We start from the raw sequence: 25,281 nt of genomic DNA on the forward strand, positions 1-25,281 counted from the left end.
GCCCGCCCGGCGGCGTTCGGGAAGGGCCACGTCCGACGGACACGGGAGGTCGTGCGGACGTTCCGGGCACGAACGACTCGAGTTTCGCCCGCGAAACTGTCCCGGATCGAGACGGGTTCGTAGCGCCACGAGAGCCCGGGAGGACTCCATCGACGCCGTTCGATGGGGTCGAGTCGGCTATATGTCCGCCATCGAGGGGCTGTGTCGCGCCCCGTCCTCGTGTGAGGTTTCCCGAGGATCGTCGTCGTCGTGACGTTCCCGCCGGCGTCGGTGCCGTTTGATCGACCGTCGCGTCCGGGCGATAGCCTCCAGCGCGGGGTAGGTGGTCTCCAGTTCGCCGTAGAGATACTCGTTGAGAGCGTGGGGGGACGTCGCTCCCCCGATCGCCGCCTGGATGTCCTCGATCGCCGACTGTCGCTCCTCGAGGAGGCGCTCACAGCGACACGCGAGTTCCTCGCAGGTTTCCCACGTCTCGAGGAACTCCTCGAAGGACAGGGCCCGGAGCGTGGGGACGGGGGTCTCCGCTAGCGCCCGGTCGATGTCGACGAGCGCCTCCCGGACCCGTTCGATCGACTCTCGCTCGGCGTCGAGCGCCTCCCTGACCCGCTCGCGTCGCTCGATGGCCTCGTTCGTCCCGACGAGGAGGTCTCGCTTCAGTCGCTGTGTCACCTGGTCCTCGAACGACAGCGCGTTTGCGACCGGCGCGGAGAACTCGTTTTCGAGGCTCTCGGCGAGGGATTCCCCGTAGGTCTCCTCGAAGTCCGGCGACGACATCACCGTCTCGCGGTACGCCGCCCGGAGCCGTTCCGTCTCGGTCGCGGACTCCGGGCCGTTGCCGGCCGTCGTTCGCGCCAGGCTGACCGCGTCCCGGAACTCCTCGAAGGCGTCGCATTCGGCCCCGAGAGACGACTGCTCGTCGGCGATGCGTTCCTCGGCGCGGTCGAGTCGCTTGTGTCCAGTTTGCATACGTGGTACTACGGAGGGGGGCCGCGGCGACCATCGGTTGGGGTGTGATCACATCTAACAATCCGTCGCTAGAACTTAACCCTGTCCGTCGCTCCCCACGTTCCGGGAATACACCGAAACCCGTCGGAACGGGGCCTCGTCCGGGATGGGATCCCCGAATCGCAGTCGGGAACCGGGGGCGGGTCGCTCGAGCGCCGCCCAGGCGTCCCTCTCGTCGGGGGCGACCCGGTGCACTGTGGAGACGCCTCCGCGACCGAAGCCGTCGATGTTCGCGTCCGGACGTCAGGCGTCCTCGATCGTCCCGCTCCGGAGCAGCCGTTCGATCTCGTCGTCGGTGAACCCCCGTTCGCGGAGCACCTCGACGGAGTGTTCGCCCAGCCTCGGCGGATGGCGTTCGATCGCCGGCTCGATGTTCTCGTACTTCACCGGGAACCCGAGCGTGTCGACGGCGCCGGCATCGGGGTGATCGATCGTCCGACGCATCTCCCGAGCCTGAACCTGGGGATGTTCGAACACCGAAAGCGTGTCCTCGATCGGCGCCGCGGGAACGCCGTGCTCTCGGAGTTCGGCGACGAGTTCGTCGACGGACCACTCCGCCAATCGCTCTCCGAGCTCGGTTTCGAGTTCGTCCCGGTGTTGGACCCGGCGGTTGACCTCCGCGAACCGGTCGTCGGCGGCCAGCCCCGGCTCGTCGATCGCCTCACAGAACCGGCGCCAGTGGCGGTTCGTGACGACGGACAGCTGGACCTCGCCGTCGGCCACCTCGTAGACGCCCTCGGGCGCGAAGTAGTTGTGTCGCCGACCGAACGCCGGATACGGCTCCTCGGTCACGAGACTGTAGGTCGCCCGGGTCGTGAGACCGGCGACCGCGGCGTCCAGCAGCGAGACGTCGACGAACTCGCCCTCGCCGGTCCGTTCGCGGGTGTACAGCGCGGTCAGAATGCCCTGTACCGCATACAGCGCGGCGAACACGTCGTTCATCGGCGTTCCCGACCGCATGGGGGGCCCACCCTCCTCTCGCGTCATGGACATCGCCCCCGAGAGCGCCTGGACGGTCGTGTCGATGCCGGCGTCCTCCCGGTGGGGGCCGTCGGCTCCGTACGCCGAGATGCCGCAGTAGACGATCCCGGGATTGCGGTCACGGACCGTCTCGTAATCGATCCCGTGGCGTTCGGCGAACGTCGGTGGGAAGTTCAACAGTACGACATCGGCCGTCGCCGCCAGATCCAAGAAGGCCTCCCTGCCCTCGTCAGTGGTGATGTCGATCGCCAGACTGCGTTTGTTCCGGTTTACGGTCAGATAGTAGAAACTCTCGTCGCCGACGGTCGGTTCGAGCGAACGGGCGAGTTCGCCCGATCCGACCCGCTCGAGTTTCACGACGTCGGCGCCGAGATCGCCGAGAAGTTGGCCGGCGTACGGACCGGCGACCATCGTCGACAGTTCGAGGACGGAGACGTCCTCCAGCGGTCGGGCCATACGTCCTCATGCACTCGGCGTGTGTTAAAGCGTGCGGCGCGATCCCCGGTCACTCGTCGGCCGGGTCGTACCCGTAGACCGCTTCGGCCCTCGTCGGCGTTATCAGCCCGGATTCGACGTCGCGTTCGAGTCGTTCGGCGTCCCGTTCGTCGGGCGGGCCGAAGCCGCCCCCGCTCGGGGACCGCAACCGGATCACCTCGCCGGGGTCGATCGGAAACGAGCCGTTGAGCGGGAGATCACGGCTTCGAGTCCGGCTCTCGACGCTGGCCGCACGCCCCGCCGATCCGCCCTGGACACCCTCCGGCCGGTCGGACGCGCCCGAGGTTAACGATACGTTAAACTCCTTCGTCGTCGGGTTGTGCAAGCGGAGTTCCTGAGCGAAGCCCGACCGAGTCCTGCCGGCTCCCTCCGTGTCCGGGACGAGGTTGTTGCTCAGGACCCGGATCGGGGTGTACAGCTCCATCATCTCGATGGGGAGGTTCTTCACGTTCGTCGGAAACGCCTGACAGTCGAGCCCGTCCTTCCCGGACCGCGCCGGCCACGGGGAGATGGCGGTGTTGACGCCGAGGAACGTCCGCCCCGTTTCGTCCGTTCCGTCTATCACGACGCGCTGGCCGCCGCTCGGCCAGGCCATCGCCGCCTCCGGGATCGCCTTGCCAAGCGCGTCGATGACGCAGTACGACGCCGGAAAGAGCGTGATGTGCCGGCCACCCGTCGGGGCCGGACGGCGGGGGTCGACGACGCTCCCCTCGGGAACCGAGAGATCGAAGACGCCGTCGACCGATTCGGTCTTCTCCGACTCCGGGACGATCATCGACCTGACGATGTAGGAGATCATCCCCCGGAGGTTCCCCGAGGGACAGTTGATCCCGACCGCCACCTGGTCCGACGTTCCCGAGAAGTCGAACGCGATCGTCCGTCCGTCGATCACGGCTTCCAGTTCGACCCGAAACGAGACGTCGGGCTCGGAACCGCGAGGAACCGTCCAGGTCCCGCCGCTCCGGTAGGTCCCGTCGTCGACGGCCCCGACGTGGTTTCGGAGCCGCTCGCGGGACAGCGCCGTGATGTCCTCCGTCGCTCGTTCGAACGTCTCGGCCCCGAACTCGTCGACGATCTCCTCGATCCTCGCCTCGGCGAAGGTGTTCGCCGACCGGAGCGCCTCGACGTCGCCCATCACCTTGTCCGGTAGTCGAACGTTCGCCCGAACGAACCGACGAACCTCGTCGTTTATCGTTCCGTTCTCGTACAGTTTCGTCGGCGGGATCCGGATCCCCTCCTCGTAGACGTCCCTGGTATCGATCGACCACCCGCCGATGCTCCCGCCGATGTCGGCGACGTGTCCGATCGAACTCGCGAGACAGCGGAGGGTGCCGTCGTCGAAGATCGGGCTCACGACCGCGACGTCGGACAGATGGCCGCCGACGAACCACGGATCGTTCGTGACGATCGCATCCCCCGGCGAGAGCGCCTCGAGCGGATACCGCCCTTCCAGTAGGGTGCGGACCGTAGAGCGGTTCGCCCCCGAGAGGACGGGCGTGCTCCGCTTCGAACTCCCGATCACCTCGCCGTCGACCGTACAGATCGAACTGGCGTTGTCCGCACGGTCCCGGATGGAACTCGAGAACGCCAGCTTCGAGGCCACCTCGTACATCTCCTCCGTCGTCGTTCCGAGCCGGTTCCAGACGAGGTTCGTCTGCAGGGTCTCACGCCCCATCAGCCGTCGTCCTCCCGGCGGATACGGAGGGTGTCGTTCTCCAGGGTGTACGTCGACCGGGGGCCGACGACGACCGAGGTCTGATCCGACTGGACGATCGCCGGTCCGGCGGCCGTCCGTCCCGGATCGAGGGCTGCCCAGTTGCGGACGTCCGTCTCGACCCACCCATCCTCCCCGAAGTACGCCGCTTCGGTCCGTCGAACGGCCCCCGTCGCCGGATCGCGTCGCGTCCACCCGTCGTCGGTTGCCTCTTCGGCGACCCCGGCCCGAAACTGCAGTATTTCGATGGGGGCATCCAGCGCCCCCCGGTTGTACGACCGCCGGTATCGCTCTCGAAACCGGCGCCGTACCAGCTCCGGAGTGACCGCTTCGACGTCCTCGACCGCCAGGGGAACCTCTATCTCGGCCCCCTGGTTGACGTGGCGCATCCCGAGGGAGAACTCGACGGTCAACGCCTCGGGAGAGGCGTCCGCCGACAGGAGCACGCGCTCGGATTCTCGCCGCCGCTCCTCGAGGGCGTCCACCAGCTCCGCCCGCGTGACCTCCGAGAGGAGGTGTCGTTCGGTGGTCGTACTCTCGTACCGTTTCGGCGCCTCGACGAGGCCGAGCGCGGACCCGACGCCGGCGTCTCTCGGACAGACGATCTCGTCGATGCGGAGCCGTTCGGCGATCCGAAACGCGGTCATGGGGCCGGCCCCGCCCTGGACGACCATCGTGAGCTCCGACGGGTCGACACCCCTCTCGGTCGCGTGCCGCCGGAACGCGTTCGACATGTTCTCGGTAACGACCTCGAACACCTCCCACGCCGCCCGTTCGCGCTCGATGTCCAGGGGGTCGGCGATCCGTTCGTCGAAAACCTCGGCCGCCCTCGATCGGTCGATCGCTATGTTGCCGCCGAACGCCCCGTCCTCGTCGACGTATCCCAGCAACAGCGCGGCGTCGGTGACGGTCGGCTCCTCGCCGCCCCGACCGTAACAGGCCGGGCCCGGATCCGCGCCCGCGCTTCGTGGACCGACCTCGATCAGCCCCACTTCGTCCACCGTGGCGATGCTCCCGCCTCCGGCTCCGATCTCGGCGAGTTCGACGAGGGGTATCGAGACCGTGTAGCCGCTGCCCTTCTTGAAACGGTAGGCCCGTGCGACGTCGTCCTCGTAGGTGACCGCTATCCGGCCGTCGGTGACGAGACCCCCTTTCGCGGTCGTGCCGCCCATATCGAACGAGAGCACGCCGTCGACGTCCAGCCGTCGGCCGATCTCCCGGCTCAGTAGCAGCCCCGCGGCCGGCCCGGAGCTCACCAGCCGGACGGGCTCCCGGCGTGCCGTCTCCACTCCGACGACCCCGCCGTCGGACGTCATCAAATAGAGTTCGCCCTCGAAACCCTCCGCACGGAGCGCCGTCTCCAAGCGCCCGAGATAGCTGTCGACCGTCGGCTTGACGTAGGCGTTCACTACCGTCGTCGACGTCCGCTCGTACTCCCGGACGATCGGGGCGACCGACGACGACAGCGACATCTCCACCGACGGGTGGTTCGCCCGTATCGCTTCGCCGATCTCCCGTTCGTGTGCGTCGTTCGCGTACGAGTGTAACAGGGAGACGGCGATCGAGTCGACGTCGTGGCGGGCAACGAGGGTCCCGACCGCCCGCGCTACCTCCTCGTCGTCGAGCGGTTCGACGACGGTACCGTCGGCGTCGATACGTTCGTCGACCTCGATTCGCCGGTGTCGGGGGACGAGCGGCGGCGGGTCTTCGACATCCCAGTCGAAGAGGTCGAACCGGAAGCTACGACGGATGCCCAGAACGTCCTTCGTTCCGGCGGTCGTGACGAGGCCGGTCGTCGCCCCGTCGCCCTCGATGATCGTGTTGGAGACGAGCGTCGTCCCGTGGACGATCTCCTCGATCTCCTCGAAGGCGATGTCCTGCCGCCGAACGAGTGCGTCCAGCCCCTCGAACGCGCCGACGGCCGGATCGTCGGGGGTCGTGGGCTCCTTGTGACTCGTCAGGACCGCCTCGTCTCGGTCCAGGAGCGTGACGTCGGTGAACGTCCCGCCGATGTCGATTCCCGCCTTGTACATCAGAGGTTCGTTCCCCCGATGGGAGAGCACGTCGAAAAGCGTTTCCGTCACCGCCGAACCGCCGATCCGGACGGCGGTCGCGGGCCGTTCCCGGAGCCGGTCGCCCCGTCCAGATCCCCCGTGTTACGTGTGGACAAGGTTGAAATAGAAGGCCGGAGACCGAACAGCAGGGACGCAAACGACCCTCGGTTCGCGTGCCACCGCGAGGGACGACCCACAATGACAGACAGTAAATACGCGTTCGAACACAGACTCGACGAGTTACGCGAGCAGCTACGACGAGTTTCGGGGGTCCCGTTCTACGAGGAACATTTCGCCGACGTCGACCCGACCGGGGTCGCCTCGATCGAGGCGTTCCGGGAGCTTCCGTTCATGACCACCGGGGACCTGGTCGAGGAGTACGACGCCCGGCCACCGCACGGTTCGTTCTTCTCCGAGGACGTCCGGCAGGTCAACATGACCCCCGCCGGCGAACAGCTACTTCCCGAGTTCAACACGGAGCGCGACCTCGATCGGCTGGCCGAGAGCTTTGCCGACCAGTTCCGGTCGCAGGGGATCGGGGAGGGGGACGTCTTCCTGAACTGTACGACGTACACGGTGTTTCTCGGGGGGCTCGCGTCGCACATCGGCCTCCAGGCGGCCGGCGCGGCGGTCGTCCCGGTCGGCGGCGGCGACTCCGAGCAGGCGGCGCACCTCGCCCGGCGCCTCGACGCCGACGGGATGCTCGCATTCCCCAGTTTCGGCCTGAAGATCGCTGAACAGGCGGACGTCGACCTCGATGTCTTCGTCGGCGGTGGCGAGCCGTTCACCTCGGTCCCCGGCCTCCGGGAGGAGGTCCGGGAGGCGTTCGGCGGCGACACGACCGTCGTCGACACGTACGCGCTGAGCGAGATCATACCGGTCGCCGCCGAGTGCGAACACGAAAACGGGCTACACGTCGCCGACGACTACGTGCTCGTGGAAATAATCGACCCGGAGACCGACGAACCGGTCGCGCCGGGCGAGCGCGGTGAGGTCGTCCTGACGCACCTGCAGAAGGAAGCGATGCCGCTGATCCGATACCGCACCGGCGACCTGACGCGACTCGTCGACGAGGAGTGTGCCTGCGGCCGTTCGCTCACGCTCCCGAACGGCGTGTTCGGCCGCGTCGACAGTCGCCTCAAGATCAAGGGGGTGAAGTTCTACCCCGACGCCGTTGGACCGGTGCTCACCGAGTTCCCGGGGCTGACCGGCGAGTTCCTCGTCGAAGCCTCCCGTCCGAACGAGACAGATCATCTGAAGATAACCGTCGAAGTGGGCGAGGGAGGGACCGTCGACGGCGAGGCCGTCCGGGAGGCCCTCGAGACGGACCTGCTCGTCGGCATCGACGAGGTCGAACTCGCCGACGGGATCGACGCCGAGGGGCACGTCCGGGACGAACGGTACTGAACCCGGACGCCCGGCAGCCGTCCCTCCGATGCCGATTTACGTTTGCTATCCGTTGCCGATATCGGGATGTTTTTGTGGGGCTCCGGAGTTGCGGGTTCATGGTGGACGTACTCGCGGTCGACAGAGTTATCGTTCTGACACCGGCGCTGGAGGAAGCCGTCGAGCAGTTCGAACGGCTCGGGTTCGACTTCGGGGACCCCGTGGAGATGGAGGTCGGCGGGGAGGTCATCGCCTCTCGTCTCGATTGGTCCGGGCTCGACCTGATGACCCCGAAACGGGAGGGGACGGAACTATCGGCGTACCTCGACGCCGAAGGGCCGGGGCTGTACGGGTTGGTGCTCCGGATAGACGACCTGGATTCGGCGAAACGGGACCTCGCCGCCGACGGGATCGACCCGATGGACGAGTACGAGGTCGGGGACGTCTCCGAGGCGCTGTACCATCCGAGACACTTCTCGGGCGTTCTCGTGACGCTGGCCGAGTACTCTCCCCGACATCCCCTGGAGGAAGCCGTCGAGTAGCCGTCCCACGACCATCCTCGACTCCGCTGCGGTGGTGGCACACGAACGGTACGTCGAAACACACGATCTATCCACGAGAGCCGACCCCGTGTTCCCCAGGGGAACGTCTCGCTGAACCCCTCTCCGACCACCCGCACCATTAAATACGATTGAATCGCAGTTTGGTAAGAGTGAGCCAGAAATGTCCAGTCACGCCAGCATGTGGAACCCGGAGCGCGAGGCGCTGCCGCGCGAGGAGCTACGAGCCCTGCAGGGCGAACGGCTCCGCGAACAGGTAAAACACGTCTACCGGAACTCGAGCTTCTTCGAGGAGCTGTACGACGACCACGGCGTCCACCCGAACGAGATACGGGGACGGGAGGACGTCGAGAAGCTCCCGGTGTTCGACAAGGACGACCTCCGCGAGTACCGCGACCGGACCGGCGACTTCTGGTGTGGGGCGCTCTGTGTCCCCGAGTCGGAGGTCGGCCGGGCCACCCAGAGTACGGGGACGACCGGGAAGCCGAACTACTTCGGGCTCACCGACCGCGACCACGACCACGTCGGCGAGATCTTCGCCCGGCAGATGTACGCCTGGGGGTTCCGGAAGGGCGACAAGTTCAACCAGATGGGGACGGCCCACTGGAATGGGACGGTGATGGCCCTGGACGAGGCCGCCCGACAGATCGGTGTCACGCCCGTCAACGGGATATTCGGCGCCCAGAACATCGCCGAGATAATCTTCGGGCTCCAGACCGAGGCGGACTTCGACGGCGTGCTCGTCTACCAGCCCGAGACCGAACTCGAGTTCATCGAGGAGAACGACATCGACCCGACGGAGGTGTTCCCCAACGTCCGGTTCATCTTCAGCATGGTCGACGCCTCCCAGCCCAAGCGCGAACTCTGGGAGGAGACGTGGGGCGTCCCGTTCTACAACGGCTACGCCAGCGGCGACCAGTTCTTCACGTCCTACGAGTGCGGCCACGACGGCCAGTACTGTCACGTCCCCGAGGACAAGTTCCTCGTCGAGGTGCTCGACCCCGAGACGGGCGAGCACGTCGAGCCCGGCGAGTACGGCGAGGTGCACATCACGAACCTCTGGGCCGAGGCCAACCCCTACATCCGCTACCGGCTCGAGGATCTGGTCGACTACAAGGTCGGCGAGTGCGACTGCGGCCGGACCACGATGCGGATCCGGCCGCTCGGCCGTCTCAGCTGGAGTGTCGAGGTCGAGGGGCGCGAACGGCCGGTGACGAACATCGAGGTCGAGGAGGTCATCTGGGGCTTCGACGAACTGATGGGGGAGAACTACCAGATCGTCAAGCGCAAACCGGGCGAGCAGTCGGAACTCGTCGCCCGGGTGGCCACCGAGGCTGACATCGGTTCGGACACTCGTGACGACGCCGAAGCCGCCCTGAGCGATGAGTTCGGCGTTCCCGCGGAGCTGATCGTCACGACCAGCGACGCGATCGGCCTCGAGAGCGCGACCAAGATGGAGCGCGTCGCCGAGGAGTACTGACCGACGGGGGAGTCGAGGAATCTTCGCGCCGGCTGGGGGACGGTCGGCTCACACCCTGCCAGCCGACGTTGCTCGTCGGGCGCGGCCGGGGGTCACAGCGGTTCGTCGCCGTCGATCATCCGGAGCGCACGCTCGGCGATCGACGGGACCTGCTCGCGCATCTGCGGGTAGAACGGGTCGTCGCTCCCGAGGAGGTGCCGGGCGAAGAACACCTCACACGCCGCCGCCTCCTTGTAGACGGCGAGGACGCGATAGAACCGCAGGTCGTGTACCTCGACGTCGCTTCGCCGCTCGTACCGGTCGACGAGTTCGCGCCGGGTCGGGTACCCCTCTCGCGCCAGAAACGGCGGGTTCGTGGTGGGGAGGAGCGGCTCGGAGTCCCCGTCGTCGTACCAGTGAATGAGGAGCCAGCCCAGATCCGCCAGCGGATCGCCGAGCGTGCTCATCTCCCAGTCGAAGACGGCCGCCAGTTCCGGCGGCGTTCCCGGACCGAACATGACGTTGTCGAGCTTGTAGTCCCCGTGAACCAGGGTCGGCTCGGCGGTCTCCGGCAGGTTGTCTTCCAGCCACTCGCGTACGTCGTGTAGCGCCGGTACCTCCCGTTCGTCCGTCGTCGTTCCGAACGCCCACTCCAGCTGTTTCGTCCAGCGGTCGACCTGTCGCTCGAGGTAGCCGTCGGGGTAGCCGAAGTCGCCCGCCCCCAGACCGACCGACTCGTAGTCGACGGTGTGGATCGCGGCGAGGGTGTCGATCATCTCCTCGCCCAAACGCTGCCTGTGCGCCGGAGTCCCGAACCGGTCCGGCTCCTCGCCGCGGATCACGTCCCCGAAGACCCGCTCCATCACGTAGAAGTCGCTGCCGACGACCGAGTGGTCCTCCGAGGAGAGGACCGTCTCCGGGACGGGGACCGGTGTCCCCTGGAGCGCCGACAGGACCCGGTACTCCCGGAGGACGTCGTGGGCGGTGTCGGTCGTCGCGCCGGCTGGAGGTTTCCGGACGACCAGATCCCGGTCACCCCAGGTGACGAAGCACGTCTCGTTTGACTTGCCCTCGCCGCCGGGCGCGACGTCGAACGTCTCGACGCTGCCGAGGTGTTCTTCCAGGAACGCCTCGAGTGCGGTCGGGTCGAACGAGACGTCGGTGTCGTGGGCGTCGGTCATGGCTCGCACGGAGATGCCGACGAACGGGCTATAAATCTGTCTCCGGCGCCCCCGGCTACTCGCCGGAAACGGCCTCCCCGTAGCGGGTGATACGTTCGAGTTCCGACGGGTCGACCTCCTTGAGCGCGTGGCGGGCGATGGTCCGTCTGTGGACCTCGTCGGGGCCGTCGGCGATCCTGAGGATCCGAACGTCCTCGTAGAAGTCGGCGATCGGGAGGTCCTTGCCGATGCCGTTGGCGCCACACATCTGGACGGCGGTGTCGACGACGTCCTGGAAGACGTTGGCGCCGAATACCTTGCACATCGCGGTCTCGACGCGGGCCTCGTCGCCGGCGGCGATCCGGCGGGCGGCGTGACGGACCATCGACCGGACGGCGTGCAACCGCGTCTCCGCGTCGGCGAGGTCGTGACGCAGCGCCTGCTTTTCGGTCAGTCGCTCGCCGAAGCCCTCCCGCTCGCTCGTGTAGGCCTTCGCCACGTCGAGCGCCCGCTCGCAGAGCCCCGAGTACCGCATACAGTGGGTCACTCGCGCCGGGGCCAGCCGCCGCTGGGCCAGCGCGAACCCCTCGTTCAGCTCCCCGAGCACGTCCGCCTCGGACACGCGAACGCCGTCGAATCGGATCTCCGAGTGTGCCATCCCGAGCACCTCGTCGCCGAGTTTCGGGATCTCCCGCACGATGTCGACGCCGGGCTGGTCGGGGTCGACGAGGAACATCGACGTGCCGCTGTAGGGGTGGGCGTCGGGATCGGTCCGGGCCATGACGATCAGTACGTCGGCCGCCGGTGCCTGTCCCGTCCACCACTTGTGGCCGTCGATGACCCACTCGTCGGTATCCTTCTCGGCGGTCGTCTTGATCATCTTCGGGTCGGCCCCGCCGCCGTCCATCGGCTCGGTCATCGCGAACGCCGAGTCCATCTCGCCGGCCGCGATGGGACCGAGGTACCGTCGCTTCTGTTCGTCCGTGCCGGCCAGTTCCAGCAGGTGCATGTTCCCCTCGTCGGGCGCGTTGACACGCATGGCGATCGGTCCGATGAGGCTCCGGCCCGCCTGCTCGAAGACGGGGAGCATCGAGCGGAAGTCGAGGCCGTGCCCACCGTACTCCTCGGGTACCTGCGGCGCGAACACACCGTACTCGCGGGCCGCCTCCTGGAGTTCGGTTATTCCCGCCTCCGAGATCGGTTCGCCGCCCGGCAGGGCGCGCTCGGCGGGGATCACCACCTCGTCCATGAACGCCTTCGTTTTGGCCGTCATCTCCGCCGCACCGTTCGAGTCGTCGTATTCGATTCCAGTCATGGGGGTATCCGCAGGTCGTCGACCTGCTCCCTCGCCTACGGCCGGACGCCCACTTAACCGTTGGCGCCGCGCTTGCGTCCCCGGTCGGCGCCGATCCGACGGTAGCGTCCTCCCGTCGACCCCCCGCAACGTATATGGGGCCGGTGATCCCCTTGTTTCGGTATGAGAGCAGCCGTCTACCACGGGCGCGAGGACGTCCGTATCGAGGAACTCGACGAGGACGAAGTCGGTCCGGGCGAGGTACGGGTCGACGTCGGGTTCTGCGGGATCTGTGGGACCGACATCCACGAGTACGCCCACGGGCCCGTCACGATTCCCGACGGGAAACCGCATCCGGTGACCGGCGAGACGCTCCCGGTCACGCTCGGCCACGAACTGTCCGGAACGGTCGCCGAGACGGGAGAGGGGGTCGACGACCTCCCGGTGGGCGAACGGGTCGCCGTCAACCCCCTCTTCTCCTGCGGGACGTGTCGCTACTGCGAGGAGGGGCGCTACGCGCTCTGTGACTCCCTCGTGAGCCTCGGCCTGCACGGGCGTGGCGGCGGGTTCGCCGACAGTGTCGTCGTCCCGGCCGAAAACGTCGTTTCCCTCCCCGAGGGCGTCTCCCTCGAGGAGGCGGCCCTGGTCGAACCGTTGAGCGTCGCGGTGCACGCCGTCCGTCGGTCCGGGGTCACGACCGGCGACTCGGTCGCGGTCTTCGGCGCCGGACCCATCGGGCTCGGCGTGCTACAGGCCGCCGTCGCCACGGGCGCGGGGGACGTCTACGTGATCGAACCGCGGGACGCCCGCCGGGAGCGGGCCGAGGCGCTGGGTGCGACCGGGACGGTCGATCCGGCCGAACGCGATCCGGTTCGGTTCGTCTCCGCCGCCACCGAGGGCGGCGTCGACGTCGCTATCGACGCCGCGGGGACCGAACCCACGATGACCCAGGCCGTCCGCGCCTCGAAGAAGGCGGGCACGGTGGTGATCGTCTCCTTCTTCGGACGGGAGGTCGAGTTCAACCCCGATTTCGTGATGATGGCCGAACGGTCGGTCGTCGGCTCCTTCGGCTACGCCGCCGGGCCGCTCTCGCGGCGCGGGGAGTTCGCCGCGACGATAGGGATGCTCCGCGACGGGCGACTCGACGCGCGACCGCTGGTGACGAAACGGGTCCCGCTGGGGGACGTGACGGAGGGGTTCCGGGCGCTTCTCGACCCCGACGGCGGTCACATAAAGGTCGTCGTCGATCCCGGCGAGTGAGCCCGATTTGGTCCCCGTCGAGGGGTCCGGGTCGTCGTCCCGCGTGACGAAAACAGTCCTCCGTTTCGGGGACGGCCGCTCGCTCGTGGATTACCCCCCGAAGTAGCTCTCGCGGATCCGGTCGTCGTCTTCCAGTTCCGACGGCGTTCCCGACGTCGCTATGGAACCGTGCTCCAGGAGGTAGATCCTGTCGGCGTGATCCAGCGCCAGGCTCACGTTCTGTTCGGCCATGAGGATCGTCACGCCCTGCTCGTGGATCTCCTCGAGGGATTCGCTGATGTCCTTGATGATCGTCGGCGCGAGCCCGAGCGACGGCTCGTCGAGGATCAGAAGCTCCGGGTCGGTCATCAGGCTGCGTCCGATGGACAGCATCTGCTGTTCGCCCCCGCTGAGCGTCTTGGCCTGCTGGTTGCGGCGCTCGTCGAGACGGGGGAACAGATCGAACACCCGGTCCAGCAGTTCGCGGTGGTCGGCCTTCTCGACCGTGTACCCCCCGAGCCGCAGGTTCTCCCCGACGGTCATGTCCTCGAAGAGGTTCCCGTCCTCGGTGGAGTAGCCGATGGCGCCGTCGAAGTCCCACGGATCGTCGCCCGCTATCGAACGACCGCGATACTGGAGGTCACCCTCGAAGCTCTTGAACCCCGTGATGCAGTCGAGCAACGTCGTCTTGCCCGCGCCGTTCGGCCCGATGATGGCGGTGATGGCTCCCTCGGTGACCGAGAGATCGACCTCCTGGAGGACGTACAGCGCCCCGTAGTAGGCGTCGAGACCCCTGATCGAAACCAGCGGTTCGGTGTCCGGCCCCTCGTTCGGTGCCGAATCGTCGGCGCTGGCCATCGCTACTGCATCCAGGGCGGGAGCACGTACTCCTGTTCTCCGTCGTGGTCGGCCCACGCTTTCGGAGCGATCATCACCCGCTGGAGTTCGCCGTCGATCTCCTGCCACTGCGTGGACGTCCACCAGTACCCGTCTTCCTTGCCCATCATCGGGGCGTGCGGGTACTGTTCGTCGGGACCCTGCATATTGAGCGTCCCCATCGTCGACGTGAACGTTTCCGTCTCGAGGAACCCTACCAGGTCGTCCAGGTTGAGGGTTTCCGTTCCCGCGACGGCCTCCGCCCACGTCATGACGGCGTCGTGGAAGTACCACGCGTACGTCGCGGGCGGCTTGTCGAATCGTTCGCTGTAGTTGTCGTAATAGGGAATGGTCTTGTCGGTCTTCGGCGCACGAGCGGCGGCCTCGCCGCCGGCGACCGATAGCGCGTTGTTCCCGCCGACCGTGTCCGGGAAGTTGGCGAGCGTCATCGAGGGGATAACCCCCATGACCCCGAGCGGAATCTCGGATTCGGCCCACTGCTGGAGCATCGCGGCGTCGTCGCCGACGGTGAACGCCATCATGGCGAAGTTCGCACCGGTGTCGACCGCCTCGCTCCAGATCGGGGTGAAGTCCTCCGTGTCGTGTGGGAACCGGATCTCGTGGACCTCGGCGTCGAGGACGTCACTCACCGCGTCGGCGTGTCCCTCGGTCCACGCCAGGTCCTCGGCGATGGCCACGACGGACCCGCCGCCGACCTTCGGTCGAGCCACCTCCTGGTAGTTCGTCGCCAGCGTGCGGAACACGTCCGGCGACCGCAGGACACATGTGAAGTAGTTCTTGTATGTGTCGTAGCTCTCGGCGACACGCTGAGACATCCGGGGGGACGCTGCCCCCGGCCCGAAGAGAATGACGCCCGTATCGGCCGTGACCTGCGCCTGGACCGACAGCGTCGACTCGCTCGTCATCGGTCCGATGATGACGTCGGCGTTCTCCTGTTCGACCAGCCGTCTCGCCTCCGAAGCGGCCGTATTGGGTTCGACCTCCGTCGTGCCCTGCTCGATCGTCAGGTCCCGGTCTAAAAGCCCGCCGGCCTCGTTGAGCTTCTCGACCGCGAACTCCGTCCCGTTCTCGGCGCCCTCGGCCAGCGGATGTGGCTGCGGCGAAAGGAGCCCGACCGTGATCTCGTCGGGCAGGTTCCCGCCGTTGCCATTGCCGTTTCCGTTGCCGTTTCCGTTGCCGTTACCATTGCCGCCACCGAGACAGCCAGCGAGTGCGCCGCCGACGACGACACTCCCGGCTTGCAAATAATGTCTCCTGCTTACACGCGTCATACGAGTTCGCCTTACGCCCCTCATTATTTAAGCTTTTCCGGTACGACGAACAAAGGTATCAATTCTCGAACGGTGGGATTGCCTGCCGCTGCGACCGACCGAGTACCGGGGCGCCAGTGGCGATCCAACGACGGAGGCGGCCGGGCCGTTGCCGAGTTCGGGATTCGAGGGGAACTTCCCGTCCCACCGTGTCACGACGTGAACCACGGGGTACGAACGGGGACGGCCTCGTCGACCGCGTCCGGGAATCGCTGCTGGGCGGCGAATGATTGAAATACCATGACGGTGATTTGGGAGTGATGGTAGCGTCGAAGGCTCTCGTGTACAGCGAAACCGAGAGACGGGTTTGAAACAGTAACATATGTCAGCTATTCAAAATATCGTCGTGACCGGGGCGGCACTCAGCGCCCTCTACGTACTGATCGCGATCGGGTTTACGCTCATATTCAGCATCGGTGGGATCGTAAACCTCGCACACGGCGCGTTCATCATGCTGGGCGCGTACGGCGTGTTCTTCATGGTCGGCGGGGGCGTTCCCCTCACGCCCTCGGTCGTGATAAGCGCCGGGTTCGTGTTCGTCGTGGCTATCCTCCTTTTCAGGGTGTTCTTCGAGCCGATACGGGAGGAGCCGCTGACGGCGTTGATGGTGACGTTGCTCGTCGCGTTCATCATAGAGGAACTGGTCGGCATCTTCGTCACACACGAGACCCGATCGGTGCCGTCGATTCTCTCGGGCATCGTCCAGCCCCTCGGGGTCACGATACCGCTCAATCGCGTCCTGGCGTTCTTCGTCTCCTGGGTGCTGATCGTGGGGTTGTGGTACTTCGTCAACCGGACACAGTTCGGACAGGCGATGCTGGCCGTGAGTATCGACCGGAAAGGCGCCGCATCGCTCGGGATCGACGTCACCCGGATCGACTATGCCGTGTGGGGGATAGCCGGCACCCTCGCGGCGATATCCGGCTATTTCCTCGGCGCGTTTACGGGGCTGAACCCGCAGATGGGGTTCGATCCGCTCCTGATCGCGTTCGTGATCGTCGTGATCGGCGGCCTCGGCAGTATCACCGGATCGCTCGTCGCGGCGTACATCGTCGGCCTCCTCGAGACGGCCGCGGCCTTTCTGATCGCCCCGAGTGCGCAGGGGCTGTTCAGCTTCGGGCTGCTCATCCTGTTCATGCTGTATCGGCCCGAAGGCCTGTTCGGAAAACGGGAGGTCGAGTTCTGAACCCATGTCCTCGTCCAACGTCTCGCTGGCCTCGCGTGCTCGGCACCAACTGACCAACGGCAAGGGAATCGTCGCGGCCCTGCTCGTCCTCGGGGGGCTGGTCCTCCCGGTCGGGCTGTCCTCGTTCCAGCTGTTTCTCGCGGGAACGTTCTTCATCCTGGCGGCACTGGCCGTGACGTGGGATTTCTTCACCGGTCTCTCGGGCTACTTCAGCTTCGGACACATGTTCCTGGTCGGACTGGGCGGCTACTCGAGCGTGATACTCGAACACGAACTCGGCCTGCCGCTCCTGCTATCGATCTTCCTGGCGACGCTCATCACGACCGTCGTCGGGACGGCCTTCCTCGCGGGGCCGAGTCTGCGGCTGGCCGGCATCTACTTCGCCGCGATCACGCTCGTCGTGGCCATCTGGAGCGAGAACCTGGTGATACTCTTCTCCGACGTCACCGGGGGACTCGGCGGCCATCTCTTCGTCGCCCCCCTGGGCCCCGAACTGACGGGGCTCCTCCCGGTGGGCGCGAGCACCGATCTACTCCTGTATTACTTCATGTTCCTGAACCTCCTGGTCATCACCGGCGTCCTGCTCGTGGTGACGAAATCGGAGATGGGGGTCGTGTTGCGGGCCATCCAGCAGGACGAACTGCTCCTCTCGTCGCTCGGCATCAACCCGGACAAGTTCAAGATCACGGCGTTTGCGATCACCGCGTTCTTCACCGGGTTCACCGGCGCCGTCTGGACGCACTTCCTCTCGTCGCTCACCCCCGCGACGCAGCTCTCGCTCGGCATCATGATCGACATCCTCGTCGCTGCCGTCATCGGGGGACTCGGGACGATCACGGGACCGATCATCGGGATATTCGTCCTCGAGTTCCTCGACTGGGCGCTCACGACGATACAGACGTCGACCCTCTACCAGAACTCCCTGGGGGGGTACGTCGACATTCGGGAGTTCAGGCGGGTCATATGGATGAGCATCGCGGTCGTGTTCTTCTACTTCTGGCCGGAGGGGCTCTACCCGCGGATTCGGGAACGGATCGACCGGATCGACTTCAGCGGCGAAGGTGACGATCGATGACCGAGAACGAGCCGTTGCTCCGACTGCGCGACGTGACGAAACGGTTCGACGGCGTCGTCGCGCTGAACGGGGTCGACATCGACGTCAGGCCGGACGAACTGCTCGGACTGATCGGTCCGAACGGCGCCGGAAAGAGCACACTCATAAACGTCATCACGGGGGTGTTACCCGTGACGGACGGCAGCATCGAGTACGACGGCGAGTCGATCACGGGCCGTTCCGTCTCCGAAATAGCCTCTCGGGGCGTGTTCCGGACGTTCCAGGACCAGATGCACTTCGAGGAGTTCACCGGCCACGAGAACCTCGAGGTCGCAAACATGGAAAACCGGGTGCTACGGCTCGATACGTACCTCTCGGCGCTCCGGGGCGGGGGGTCCGACGACGCCGTGGACGTCGGGGAGATCACCGGTCTGATCGGGCTGAGCGACGAACAGCTCTCGAAGGCACCCCCGGACATGACACAGATCGAGCTGACCAAACTGGCGATCGGCAGGGCCCTCGTCGGCGAGCCGGAGCTGCTCATGCTGGACGAGCCGTTCGCGGGCCTCACCTCCGAAGAGACCGACGAGGTATCCGAGATAATCCACCGGATACACGACGCCGGCACCACGATCTTGGTCATCGATCACAACGTCGGGAAGATCGTCGACGTCACGGATCGCGTCGTCGTCATCGACCAGGGTGAGATCGTCGCCACCGGGAGCGGCGCCGATATCATCGAGGACGAACGCGTACGATCGGCGTACTTCGGCGAGTGAGACGGCGACAGCGGCTGTTTTTCACCCATCGACCGGGAGGACCGCCGCGGGAGCCGCCGTCCCCGGACCCGATTTATAAGTAGGGCGCGAGCGAACGATAACCGATGACGAAATTCTTCGAAGACATCGAGGTCGGTGCCACGGCCCGGGCGGGTCGGATCACCGTAACGGAACCCGACATCGTCGAGTTCGCCGAACAGTTCGATCCCCAGCCGTTCCACACCGACCCGGAGGCGGCGGCGGAATACATGTGGGGGGAACTCATCGCCAGCGGGTGGCACACCGCGTCCCTCTGTCATCGGCTGGGCGTCGATGCGATCGAAAGCGAAGACTGGGCCGACGGGATCGGGATGGGCGTCACCGATCTCGAGTGGCCCCGTCCCGTCTTCGCGGGCGACTCGATCGCGACCGAAATCGAGGTGGTCGAAACGGAACGGACCCGAAGGAAGCCCGAATACGGGAAGGTCACCACCCGGTACGTCGGCCGCAACCAACGCGAAGAGGAGGTGATCCGGTACCTGAACAACGCGTTGATCGAGCGATCGGAGCCGTACGAAGGCTGAACGAGTCCGATCCTCGGCGTCGAGAACTCGGCGGTCACGACCGAGGCGGGGAGGTTCGTGGCGAGCGCCGGCGGACGCCGACACGGTAGTACCGCCGGACTGCGTTCGGCAGAGCTGTGAGACCGGGAAACCGGGAACCGGACCGCTACCGGGACACCGCAAGCGCCGTCCACACAGGGACGAACGCGGAGAAAACAACCAGAAATACACACTGTCCGACACGTTCTCGGCGGATTGAGGAACATTGTTCATGATCATCGACTACCTTCCGAACAGAACTTGCGTGATTATCACACACAGATAACGTCTTTAACATTGTTATTGAATGACCGATCCGGCGGTCGGAGCCTCCTCGCGTCCGGAGGCGAACGGACGCCGCCGACCGATGGGAGTCGACTGCTCGGGGGTCGGTGACGGGACCGCCTGGCGGGGGTAGATTTAACCCCTCCGCGGGGGACGTGCGAGTATGGGACGCTACGAAGAAATCAACGAGACGTACGACTGGGACCAGGCGTGGGATTCGATCGCCGGCGAGAAGGACGGACGGGTGAACCTCGGCCACGAGGTGATCGGAAAGCACGTCGAGGCCGGTGACGGCGATCGGTTCGCGGTCCGAATCGTCGACTTCGGGACGGGCGAGGCCGAGGAGTTCACCTACGGGGAACTGCAGCGGCGTGCCGGCCGGTTCGTCAACTACCTCGACGACCTCGGTCTCGAACAGGGCGACCGCGTCGCGGCCATGCTGGAGGCCTCGCCGGAACTGTACACCACCATGTTCGGCTGCTGGCTGGCCGGCGTCGAGTTCGTGCCGCTTTTCATCCTGTTCGGCCCGGACGCGACCAACTACCGCCTAGAGGACGCCGACGCGAAGGCCATCGTCACGACGTCGGCCCACAGCGACAAGGTCGACGTCGCGGGACTCGACGACCTCGAACACGTCGTCCTGACCGACGACGGCGGCGAGGACGGCGAACACGTTCGCCGGTTCGACGAGATCGACGACCGACCCCCGGAGTACGAGGTCGCCGACACCGACGCTCACGATACGGCCGTCATCCAGTACACCAGCGGGACGACGGGGCCGCCGAAGGGGGTCGAACTCAAGCACATGATGCCGGTCTCGATGTATCCGCCGTTCACCTTCGCGGCGGACCACCGGCCGGAGGACAACTACTTCGGCGCGGCGCCGCCGGCGTGGTCCTACGGGCTGTTCGGGTGTACCGTCTACGCGCTCCACTCCGGGATGGGGACGACCTCCTACCGCGGGGAGTTCCGTCCGGGGCCGTTCGTCGACGTGCTCGAGGAACACGACATCACGAACCTCTTCGCTCCGCCGACGCTGCTCCGGCAGCTCTCGGCACTGGACATCGACTTCGAGAGCGTCGATCACGACCTGCGGATCGTCGTCACGGCCGGCGAACCGCTCGACCCGGGCACCGTCGAGTGGGTGCGGGGAACCTTCGACTCCAAGATCGTCGACCACTACGGGTTCACCGAGAGCGGCACCATGCTCGTCAACAACTACGTCTTCGACGACTGGGAGATAAAGCCGGGCAGCATGGGCAAGCCGACGCCGGGGTTCGACGTGCGGGTGTTCGACCTCGAGGAGGACGAGGAGGTCCCCCAGGGAGAGGTCGGCGAGATCGTCTTCGGCACCGACGCGCCGCTGGGCGCCGAGGGATACCTGAACCAGCCCGAACGGTCCGAGGAGAAGTGGGGCGGCGACTGGGTCAGGAGCGACGACCTCGCCAGGGTCGACGAGGACGGCTACTTCTGGTTCGAGGGACGGTCCGACGACGTGATCCTCTCGGCCGGCTACCGCATCGGCCCCACCGAGGTCGAGAACGCCCTGATGGAGCACGACGCGGTCAGCGAGGTGGCGGTCGTCGGACTGCCCGACGACGAGCGCGGCGAGATCGTCGCGGCCTTCGTCGTGCCGACCGAGGGGTACGAGGGCGGCGACGACCTCGCCGACCGGCTCCGCCAGTCGGTCAGCGACAACCTCTCGAAACACGAGTACCCCCGTGCGATCCACTTCGTCGAGGAACTCCCCAAGACCGCCTCCGAGAAGATCCAGCGCTTCAAGCTCCGCGAGGAGTACGGCGAAGAGTAACCCCGTCCGCCGACGGTCTCCTCGCAGGCGATCCCGGTTTCGTCACCGATAGTCGATCACCGCCAGGTCGACTATCCGGTGTTGGTCATTCCACCGTCGACGACGAGCGACTCGCCGTTCACGAACCGACTCAGGTCGCTCGCGAGGTACAGGGCGGCGTCGGCGATGTCGTCCGGCGTCCCGAAGTGACGGCTCGGGATCGATCGTCGGAACGCCTCTTCGACCTCGCTGTCGACGATCGGGACGTCGTCCGTCGTCATCGCCGTCTCGATGACGCCGGGGTGGATCGCGTTGACCCGGATCCCCTCCGGCCCCAGGGCGTCGGCCGCCGCGTTCGTCAGCAGTCGAACCGCGCCCTTGCTCGTACAGTAGGTCACGAAGTCGCCGCTTCCCTCCAGTCCGGCGACGCTCGAGAGGTTGACGATGGCGCCCCCCTCCCCGTCGACCATCCGTTCGGCGGCCGCCTGCGTGCCCAGGAACGTTCCCTTCACGTTGACGTCGATCATTCGGTCGAACTCCGCTTCGGACACCTCGAGGAACGCCTCCCGACGGTAAATCGCCGCGTTGTTGACCATGATGTCGATCCCGCCGAACGCCGCCGCTGCCTCCATCGCCGCCTCGACGTCGGACTTCGAGGAGACGTCGCATTCGACGAACGCCGACCGGGCGTCGGTCTCGGACTCGACGAGGTCGTGTGTCGGGGGCCCCTCGTCGAGTCGGGGCTCCTCGCGCACGTCGGCGACGACGACGTCGGCCCCCTCTTCCGCGAACCGCCGGGCGATCGCTCGCCCGTTCCCGCTCGCTGCGCCCGTCACGACTGCCGTCCGTCCGGTCAGTAGCGCGTCCATGAATCTCGCCGTGTGGGGTATCGCAGCACGGCGCATAATACTGTCGGGCGCTTCCGACACCCGTCGTTTAATGTGAGTGCGCGACCGACGACAAGCGAGTACGTATGAAGATCGATACGACCCTCGGCGACGTCCCCCTGAACCGCGTCGGAGAGTTGAGCAAGGCGGCCGAGGAGACCGGCTTCGACGGCATCTGGCTGACCGAGATCGAGAACAACCCCTTCTCGACGATGGCGCTGGCACTCGAGGCGACCTCGACGGTCGAGGTCGGCAGCGCCATCGCGCTGGCGTTCCCGCGGAGCCCGATGGTGACGGCCTACAGCGCCTGGAACCTCCAGTCCGATTACGGCGGCCGGTTCACGCTCGGCCTCGGGACGCAGGTGAAGGCACACATCGAACGGCGGTTCGGCATGGAGTGGGGCTCGCCGGGACCGCGATTCCGGGATTACATCCGCGCGCTGCGGGCGATCTGGGAGGCCTGGGAGACGCGTTCCGAACTCGACTACGACGGCGAGTACTACTCGCTGGACCTCTGTCCGCCGAAGTTCAGGCCCGACGCCTCCGAGGAGCCAGCCGTGCCGGTCTTCCTCGGCGGCGTCAACGAGTTCAACCTCCAGCTCGCCGGGGCGATCGGCGACGGGCTCCACCTCCACACCTTCCACTCGCCGACGTACGTCCGCGACGAGATCGTGCCGAACCTCGAGGCCGGCGCCGAGCGGTCGGGGAGCGACCCCGAGGACGTCTCCATCGTCGCCTCGGTGTTTGCGATTCCGGGCGAGACGCCCGCGGACCGAGCCGAACGGCGCGAGGAGGTCCGGCGCGAGCTATCGTTCTACGCGTCGACACCGACCTACCGCAAGGTGCTGGAGGCCCACGGGTGGGAGGACATCGGCGAGGAGCTCCACGAACTGTCGACCGAGGACCGCTGGGACGAGATGGCCGAGGTGGTCACCGACGAGATGGTCGACACCTTCTCCGTGTCGGGCCCGTGGGACGAACTCCGCGACCGGATCGAAGAGCGGTACGACCGGGTCGACCGGGCGTGGGTCTACACGCCGTTCCGCGGGGAGGACCACTGGGCGGAGTTCCTGGGCTGACGGCGAGGAGTTCCCGAACCGACCGGTCGGCACGCGCTCTCCAATCGGCCCGAGGCCGGGACACCAGCAACGTTTATATCTCGGACGCGGGTTCGTCTTCGCATGCGAGAAGTCGGTACCGGCAAGGCAGCGATCGAGATCGAGGGGAACCGGGCGGACGTCTACGTCAACCGACCCGAGAAGCGAAACGCGATGAGTGAGGACGTGCTTGCCGACCTGACCCAGGCGTTCAGGGAGGTCGACGCCAACGACGACGTGTGGGCGGTCGCGTTCCTCGGCAAGGGCGATGTCTTCTGTGCGGGGATGGACATCGACATGATGTACGAGTACGACGCCGACCAGCACTGGGAGCTCCACCAGAAGGTGCACGAACTGTTCGACACCATCGGGGCGATGACCACGCCGGTGGTCGTCGGCATCAAGAAGGCGGCGATCGCGGGGGCGTTCGAACTCACGCTCCCGGCCGACTTCCGCATCCTCGGCGAGGACGCCAAGTACGGCGTCACGGAGATCAAGATGGGGATCTACCCCGGCGGCGGGTCGACCCAGCGGCTTCCCAGACTCGTTGGACTCGGCAAAGCGAAGGAGATCGTGCTGCGCGGGGACTTCATCGACCCCGAGGAGGCCGAACGAATCGGGCTCGTGACCGAGGCGTGTCCGAGCGGCGAGGTCGACGAGCGAACCCGGGAGTTCGCCGACGAGTTGACCGAACGGGCGCCGCTCGGGATGGAACGGGCCCTCGAGGCCTTCCAGCACGCGTTCGACGACCCGCTCAACAGGGGGCTGGAGGTCGAACGCTACCTCTCGAAGGAACTGTTCTCCACCCAGGATCGGATCGAGGGCTTCGAGGCCTGGATGGGGGGCCGCGATCCCGAGTTCGAACGTCGGTGACGAACGCCGATCGACGTTCGTGATCGGGGGCCCCTCAATTTATACCGACGGGTGTACAGGATACAGGGAAGATGTACGAACGCCATCCGGCGGTCGACAGTGCGACGACTGCGGTCGGGCCAACCAGGGTGATATCGCCGTGAGCGACTCGGAGTTCACTCCCGGACTGACGCTGGCGACGGGGCCGGAGGGTGCCGCCCAGGAGTGGGTCGGGGCGACCGGCGAGACGACCTTCGCTCACGAACCGGTCAACGGGGCGATGATCCGACTGTACGCGTCGATGGTCGAGGACGGCTATCCGGCGTACTGGGAGCCGGAGACGGCCGAACGGGTCTGGGGCGGCGTCCCGTCGCCGCCGGGCATGCTGACCGTCTGGCGACGACCGCTGCTGTGGCGCCCCGACGAGCGGCGGGCCGAGGAGGAGGAACTGTTCGCCGAGATACCGTTCCCGGCCGAGATGGACACGATCCTCACCGTGGCCGTCGACACGACGTTCGAACGGCAGATCCTGGCGGGAGAGTGGCTGAACTGGCGCGACGAGATCGTCGACGTGACCGACGAGAAGGACACCGATATCGGCCGCGGACACTTCATCACGATCGAGACGGCCTACCGGGACCAGCGCGGGCGGGCGGTCGCCACGAACACGAAGACGATCTTCCGGTACGACGCCGGCGACACCGACGACGATGTCGAAGCAGGGGGGTCATTCGCGCGCGGTCGACGGGACGTCACCGTCGAGGAATCGCCGGACAGGGCGGGATCGCTCTCGCTCGAGACGCTCTCGGAGGGCGATCCGGTCCCGTCCTATCGGTTCCCCGTCTCCTACGAGAAAGTGATCTACGACGTGGCCGCGACGCGGGATTTCTACCCGGGACACAACGATCCGGAGTTCGCACGCGCACAGGGCAACGAGACGATCTTCCTCAACAACATCGCGTTCCAGGGGCTCGCCGACCGCCTGGCCCTCGAGTGGGCCGGGCCGCGATGGCGCGTCCGGGATCGGAGCGTTCAGATCCGGGGCGCGGCCCCGGCAGGGAGTCGTCTCACCGTCGAGGGCGACGTGGTCGGCGTCGATACCGGCGGCGAAAACGCCACGGTCGAGATCGAGGGACGGATACTGCGGGACGAGGAGAACATCTGCCCCTGTTCGGTCACGATCGAAAGAGAGCAGCCGTGACGGCAGGGCGTCTCCG

The 25,281-nt window shown here is 66.5% G+C and carries 21 protein-coding genes; 12 read left to right on the top strand and 9 right to left on the bottom strand.

Annotated features, from left to right (window positions below; genetic code table 11):
• Positions 1 to 177 precede the first annotated feature (177 nt).
• From NLF94_RS15070 to NLF94_RS15085, 4 genes are all read right to left on the bottom strand, one after another.
• The gene (locus NLF94_RS15070) at positions 178 to 966 is read right to left on the bottom strand and encodes a DUF7260 family protein (protein ID WP_254838452.1); all 789 of its coding nucleotides are present in this window, start codon (positions 964 to 966) and stop codon (positions 178 to 180) included.
• A 282-nt stretch (positions 967 to 1,248) separates the two neighbouring features.
• Entirely contained in the window at positions 1,249 to 2,442 is a 1,194-nt protein-coding gene (locus NLF94_RS15075) for a CaiB/BaiF CoA transferase family protein (RefSeq protein WP_254838453.1), read from the bottom strand.
• A 49-nt stretch (positions 2,443 to 2,491) separates the two neighbouring features.
• Entirely contained in the window at positions 2,492 to 4,156 is a 1,665-nt protein-coding gene (locus NLF94_RS15080; RefSeq protein WP_254838454.1) for a hydantoinase B/oxoprolinase family protein, read from the bottom strand.
• On the bottom strand, positions 4,156 to 6,228 hold the full coding sequence (locus NLF94_RS15085; RefSeq protein WP_254838455.1) for a hydantoinase/oxoprolinase family protein: 2,073 nt from the start codon (positions 6,226 to 6,228) through the stop codon (positions 4,156 to 4,158). Before NLF94_RS15085 ends, NLF94_RS15080 begins: the two co-directional genes overlap by 1 nt.
• Before the next feature lie 219 nt (positions 6,229 to 6,447).
• Between NLF94_RS15085 and NLF94_RS15090 the strand changes: the two genes are divergently transcribed.
• From NLF94_RS15090 to NLF94_RS15100, 3 genes are all read left to right on the top strand, one after another.
• Positions 6,448 to 7,656, top strand: a complete 1,209-nt coding sequence (locus NLF94_RS15090) for a phenylacetate--CoA ligase family protein (protein WP_254838456.1) — start codon at positions 6,448 to 6,450, stop codon at positions 7,654 to 7,656.
• Between the two features lie 98 nt (positions 7,657 to 7,754).
• Positions 7,755 to 8,177, top strand: coding sequence for a VOC family protein (locus NLF94_RS15095; protein WP_254838457.1), 423 nt, complete (start codon positions 7,755 to 7,757; stop codon positions 8,175 to 8,177).
• Between the two features lie 181 nt (positions 8,178 to 8,358).
• Positions 8,359 to 9,675, top strand: coding sequence for a phenylacetate--CoA ligase family protein (locus NLF94_RS15100; RefSeq protein ID WP_254838458.1), 1,317 nt, complete (start codon positions 8,359 to 8,361; stop codon positions 9,673 to 9,675).
• A gap of 92 nt (positions 9,676 to 9,767) precedes the next feature.
• Here NLF94_RS15100 and NLF94_RS15105 read toward each other — a convergent pair whose 3' ends face one another.
• Entirely contained in the window at positions 9,768 to 10,835 is a 1,068-nt protein-coding gene (locus NLF94_RS15105; protein ID WP_254838459.1) for a phosphotransferase family protein, read from the bottom strand.
• 55 nt (positions 10,836 to 10,890) lie between these two features.
• Positions 10,891 to 12,120 carry an acyl-CoA dehydrogenase family protein gene (locus NLF94_RS15110; RefSeq protein ID WP_254841436.1) on the bottom strand — a complete coding sequence of 410 codons (1,230 nt, stop codon included), beginning with the start codon at positions 12,118 to 12,120 and terminating at the stop codon, positions 10,891 to 10,893.
• Positions 12,121 to 12,291: 171 nt separating this feature from the next.
• On the opposite strand from NLF94_RS15110, the gene NLF94_RS15115 reads away from it, so the two are divergent.
• A complete protein-coding gene (locus tag NLF94_RS15115) occupies positions 12,292 to 13,368 on the top strand; it encodes a 2,3-butanediol dehydrogenase (protein WP_254838460.1) in 1,077 nt (358 codons plus the stop codon).
• A gap of 90 nt (positions 13,369 to 13,458) precedes the next feature.
• Here the strand turns inward: NLF94_RS15115 and NLF94_RS15120 are convergent, their stop codons facing one another.
• Positions 13,459 to 14,205 carry an ABC transporter ATP-binding protein gene (locus tag NLF94_RS15120; protein WP_254838461.1) on the bottom strand — a complete coding sequence of 249 codons (747 nt, stop codon included), beginning with the start codon at positions 14,203 to 14,205 and terminating at the stop codon, positions 13,459 to 13,461.
• Between the two features lie 2 nt (positions 14,206 to 14,207).
• On the bottom strand, positions 14,208 to 15,488 hold the full coding sequence (locus NLF94_RS15125; protein WP_254838462.1) for an ABC transporter substrate-binding protein: 1,281 nt from the start codon (positions 15,486 to 15,488) through the stop codon (positions 14,208 to 14,210).
• A 412-nt stretch (positions 15,489 to 15,900) separates the two neighbouring features.
• On the opposite strand from NLF94_RS15125, the gene NLF94_RS15130 reads away from it, so the two are divergent.
• From NLF94_RS15130 to NLF94_RS15150, 5 genes are all read left to right on the top strand, one after another.
• Entirely contained in the window at positions 15,901 to 16,740 is an 840-nt protein-coding gene (locus NLF94_RS15130) for a branched-chain amino acid ABC transporter permease (RefSeq protein ID WP_254838463.1), read from the top strand.
• A gap of 4 nt (positions 16,741 to 16,744) precedes the next feature.
• A complete protein-coding gene (locus tag NLF94_RS15135) occupies positions 16,745 to 17,815 on the top strand; it encodes a branched-chain amino acid ABC transporter permease (RefSeq protein ID WP_254838464.1) in 1,071 nt (356 codons plus the stop codon).
• On the top strand, positions 17,812 to 18,573 hold the full coding sequence (locus NLF94_RS15140) for an ABC transporter ATP-binding protein (RefSeq protein ID WP_254838465.1): 762 nt from the start codon (positions 17,812 to 17,814) through the stop codon (positions 18,571 to 18,573). Before NLF94_RS15135 ends, NLF94_RS15140 begins: the two co-directional genes overlap by 4 nt.
• A 104-nt stretch (positions 18,574 to 18,677) precedes the next feature.
• Positions 18,678 to 19,136 carry a MaoC family dehydratase gene (locus NLF94_RS15145; RefSeq protein ID WP_254838466.1) on the top strand — a complete coding sequence of 153 codons (459 nt, stop codon included), beginning with the start codon at positions 18,678 to 18,680 and terminating at the stop codon, positions 19,134 to 19,136.
• Positions 19,137 to 19,602: 466 nt separating this feature from the next.
• A complete protein-coding gene (locus tag NLF94_RS15150) occupies positions 19,603 to 21,249 on the top strand; it encodes an acetate--CoA ligase (RefSeq protein ID WP_254838467.1) in 1,647 nt (548 codons plus the stop codon).
• 71 nt (positions 21,250 to 21,320) lie between these two features.
• Here the strand turns inward: NLF94_RS15150 and NLF94_RS15155 are convergent, their stop codons facing one another.
• Positions 21,321 to 22,097: an SDR family oxidoreductase gene (locus tag NLF94_RS15155; protein WP_254838468.1), complete on the bottom strand. Its 777-nt coding sequence runs from the start codon at positions 22,095 to 22,097 to the stop codon at positions 21,321 to 21,323.
• A 104-nt stretch (positions 22,098 to 22,201) separates the two neighbouring features.
• Here NLF94_RS15155 and NLF94_RS15160 point away from each other — a divergent pair, with 104 nt between their 5' ends.
• The 3 genes from NLF94_RS15160 to NLF94_RS15170 all read left to right on the top strand — a co-directional run bounded on the left by NLF94_RS15160 (position 22,202) and on the right by NLF94_RS15170 (position 25,265).
• Complete coding sequence (locus NLF94_RS15160; RefSeq protein ID WP_254838469.1) at positions 22,202 to 23,194, top strand: TIGR03617 family F420-dependent LLM class oxidoreductase; 993 nt, start codon at positions 22,202 to 22,204, stop codon at positions 23,192 to 23,194.
• A gap of 102 nt (positions 23,195 to 23,296) precedes the next feature.
• Positions 23,297 to 24,085, top strand: a complete 789-nt coding sequence (locus NLF94_RS15165; RefSeq protein ID WP_254838470.1) for an enoyl-CoA hydratase/isomerase family protein — start codon at positions 23,297 to 23,299, stop codon at positions 24,083 to 24,085.
• A 139-nt stretch (positions 24,086 to 24,224) separates the two neighbouring features.
• Positions 24,225 to 25,265, top strand: a complete 1,041-nt coding sequence (locus NLF94_RS15170; RefSeq protein WP_254838471.1) for an FAS1-like dehydratase domain-containing protein — start codon at positions 24,225 to 24,227, stop codon at positions 25,263 to 25,265.
• The last annotated feature ends 16 nt before the right edge of the window (positions 25,266 to 25,281 follow it).

The sequence above is a fragment of the Natronomonas marina genome (genome assembly GCF_024298905.1).
Taxonomy (GTDB): domain Archaea; phylum Halobacteriota; class Halobacteria; order Halobacteriales; family Haloarculaceae; genus Natronomonas; species Natronomonas marina.

Bases quoted from the DNA above. Each gene is read 5' to 3' on its own strand.
- NLF94_RS15160 (WP_254838469.1), top strand. From the start codon at position 22,202: ATGAAGATCGATACGACCCTCGGCGACGTCCCCCTGAACCGCGTCGGA.
- NLF94_RS15155 (WP_254838468.1), bottom strand. From the start codon at position 22,097: ATGGACGCGCTACTGACCGGACGGACGGCAGTCGTGACGGGCGCAGCG.
- NLF94_RS15085 (WP_254838455.1), bottom strand. From the start codon at position 6,228: ATGTACAAGGCGGGAATCGACATCGGCGGGACGTTCACCGACGTCACG.
- NLF94_RS15105 (WP_254838459.1), bottom strand. From the start codon at position 10,835: ATGACCGACGCCCACGACACCGACGTCTCGTTCGACCCGACCGCACTC.
- NLF94_RS15120 (WP_254838461.1), bottom strand. From the start codon at position 14,205: ATGGCCAGCGCCGACGATTCGGCACCGAACGAGGGGCCGGACACCGAA.
- NLF94_RS15070 (WP_254838452.1), bottom strand. From the start codon at position 966: ATGCAAACTGGACACAAGCGACTCGACCGCGCCGAGGAACGCATCGCC.
- NLF94_RS15150 (WP_254838467.1), top strand. From the start codon at position 19,603: ATGGGACGCTACGAAGAAATCAACGAGACGTACGACTGGGACCAGGCG.
- NLF94_RS15165 (WP_254838470.1), top strand. From the start codon at position 23,297: ATGCGAGAAGTCGGTACCGGCAAGGCAGCGATCGAGATCGAGGGGAAC.
- NLF94_RS15100 (WP_254838458.1), top strand. From the start codon at position 8,359: ATGTCCAGTCACGCCAGCATGTGGAACCCGGAGCGCGAGGCGCTGCCG.
- NLF94_RS15140 (WP_254838465.1), top strand. From the start codon at position 17,812: ATGACCGAGAACGAGCCGTTGCTCCGACTGCGCGACGTGACGAAACGG.
- NLF94_RS15145 (WP_254838466.1), top strand. From the start codon at position 18,678: ATGACGAAATTCTTCGAAGACATCGAGGTCGGTGCCACGGCCCGGGCG.
- NLF94_RS15135 (WP_254838464.1), top strand. From the start codon at position 16,745: ATGTCCTCGTCCAACGTCTCGCTGGCCTCGCGTGCTCGGCACCAACTG.
- NLF94_RS15090 (WP_254838456.1), top strand. From the start codon at position 6,448: ATGACAGACAGTAAATACGCGTTCGAACACAGACTCGACGAGTTACGC.
- NLF94_RS15075 (WP_254838453.1), bottom strand. From the start codon at position 2,442: ATGGCCCGACCGCTGGAGGACGTCTCCGTCCTCGAACTGTCGACGATG.
- NLF94_RS15095 (WP_254838457.1), top strand. From the start codon at position 7,755: ATGGTGGACGTACTCGCGGTCGACAGAGTTATCGTTCTGACACCGGCG.
- NLF94_RS15115 (WP_254838460.1), top strand. From the start codon at position 12,292: ATGAGAGCAGCCGTCTACCACGGGCGCGAGGACGTCCGTATCGAGGAA.
- NLF94_RS15080 (WP_254838454.1), bottom strand. From the start codon at position 4,156: ATGGGGCGTGAGACCCTGCAGACGAACCTCGTCTGGAACCGGCTCGGA.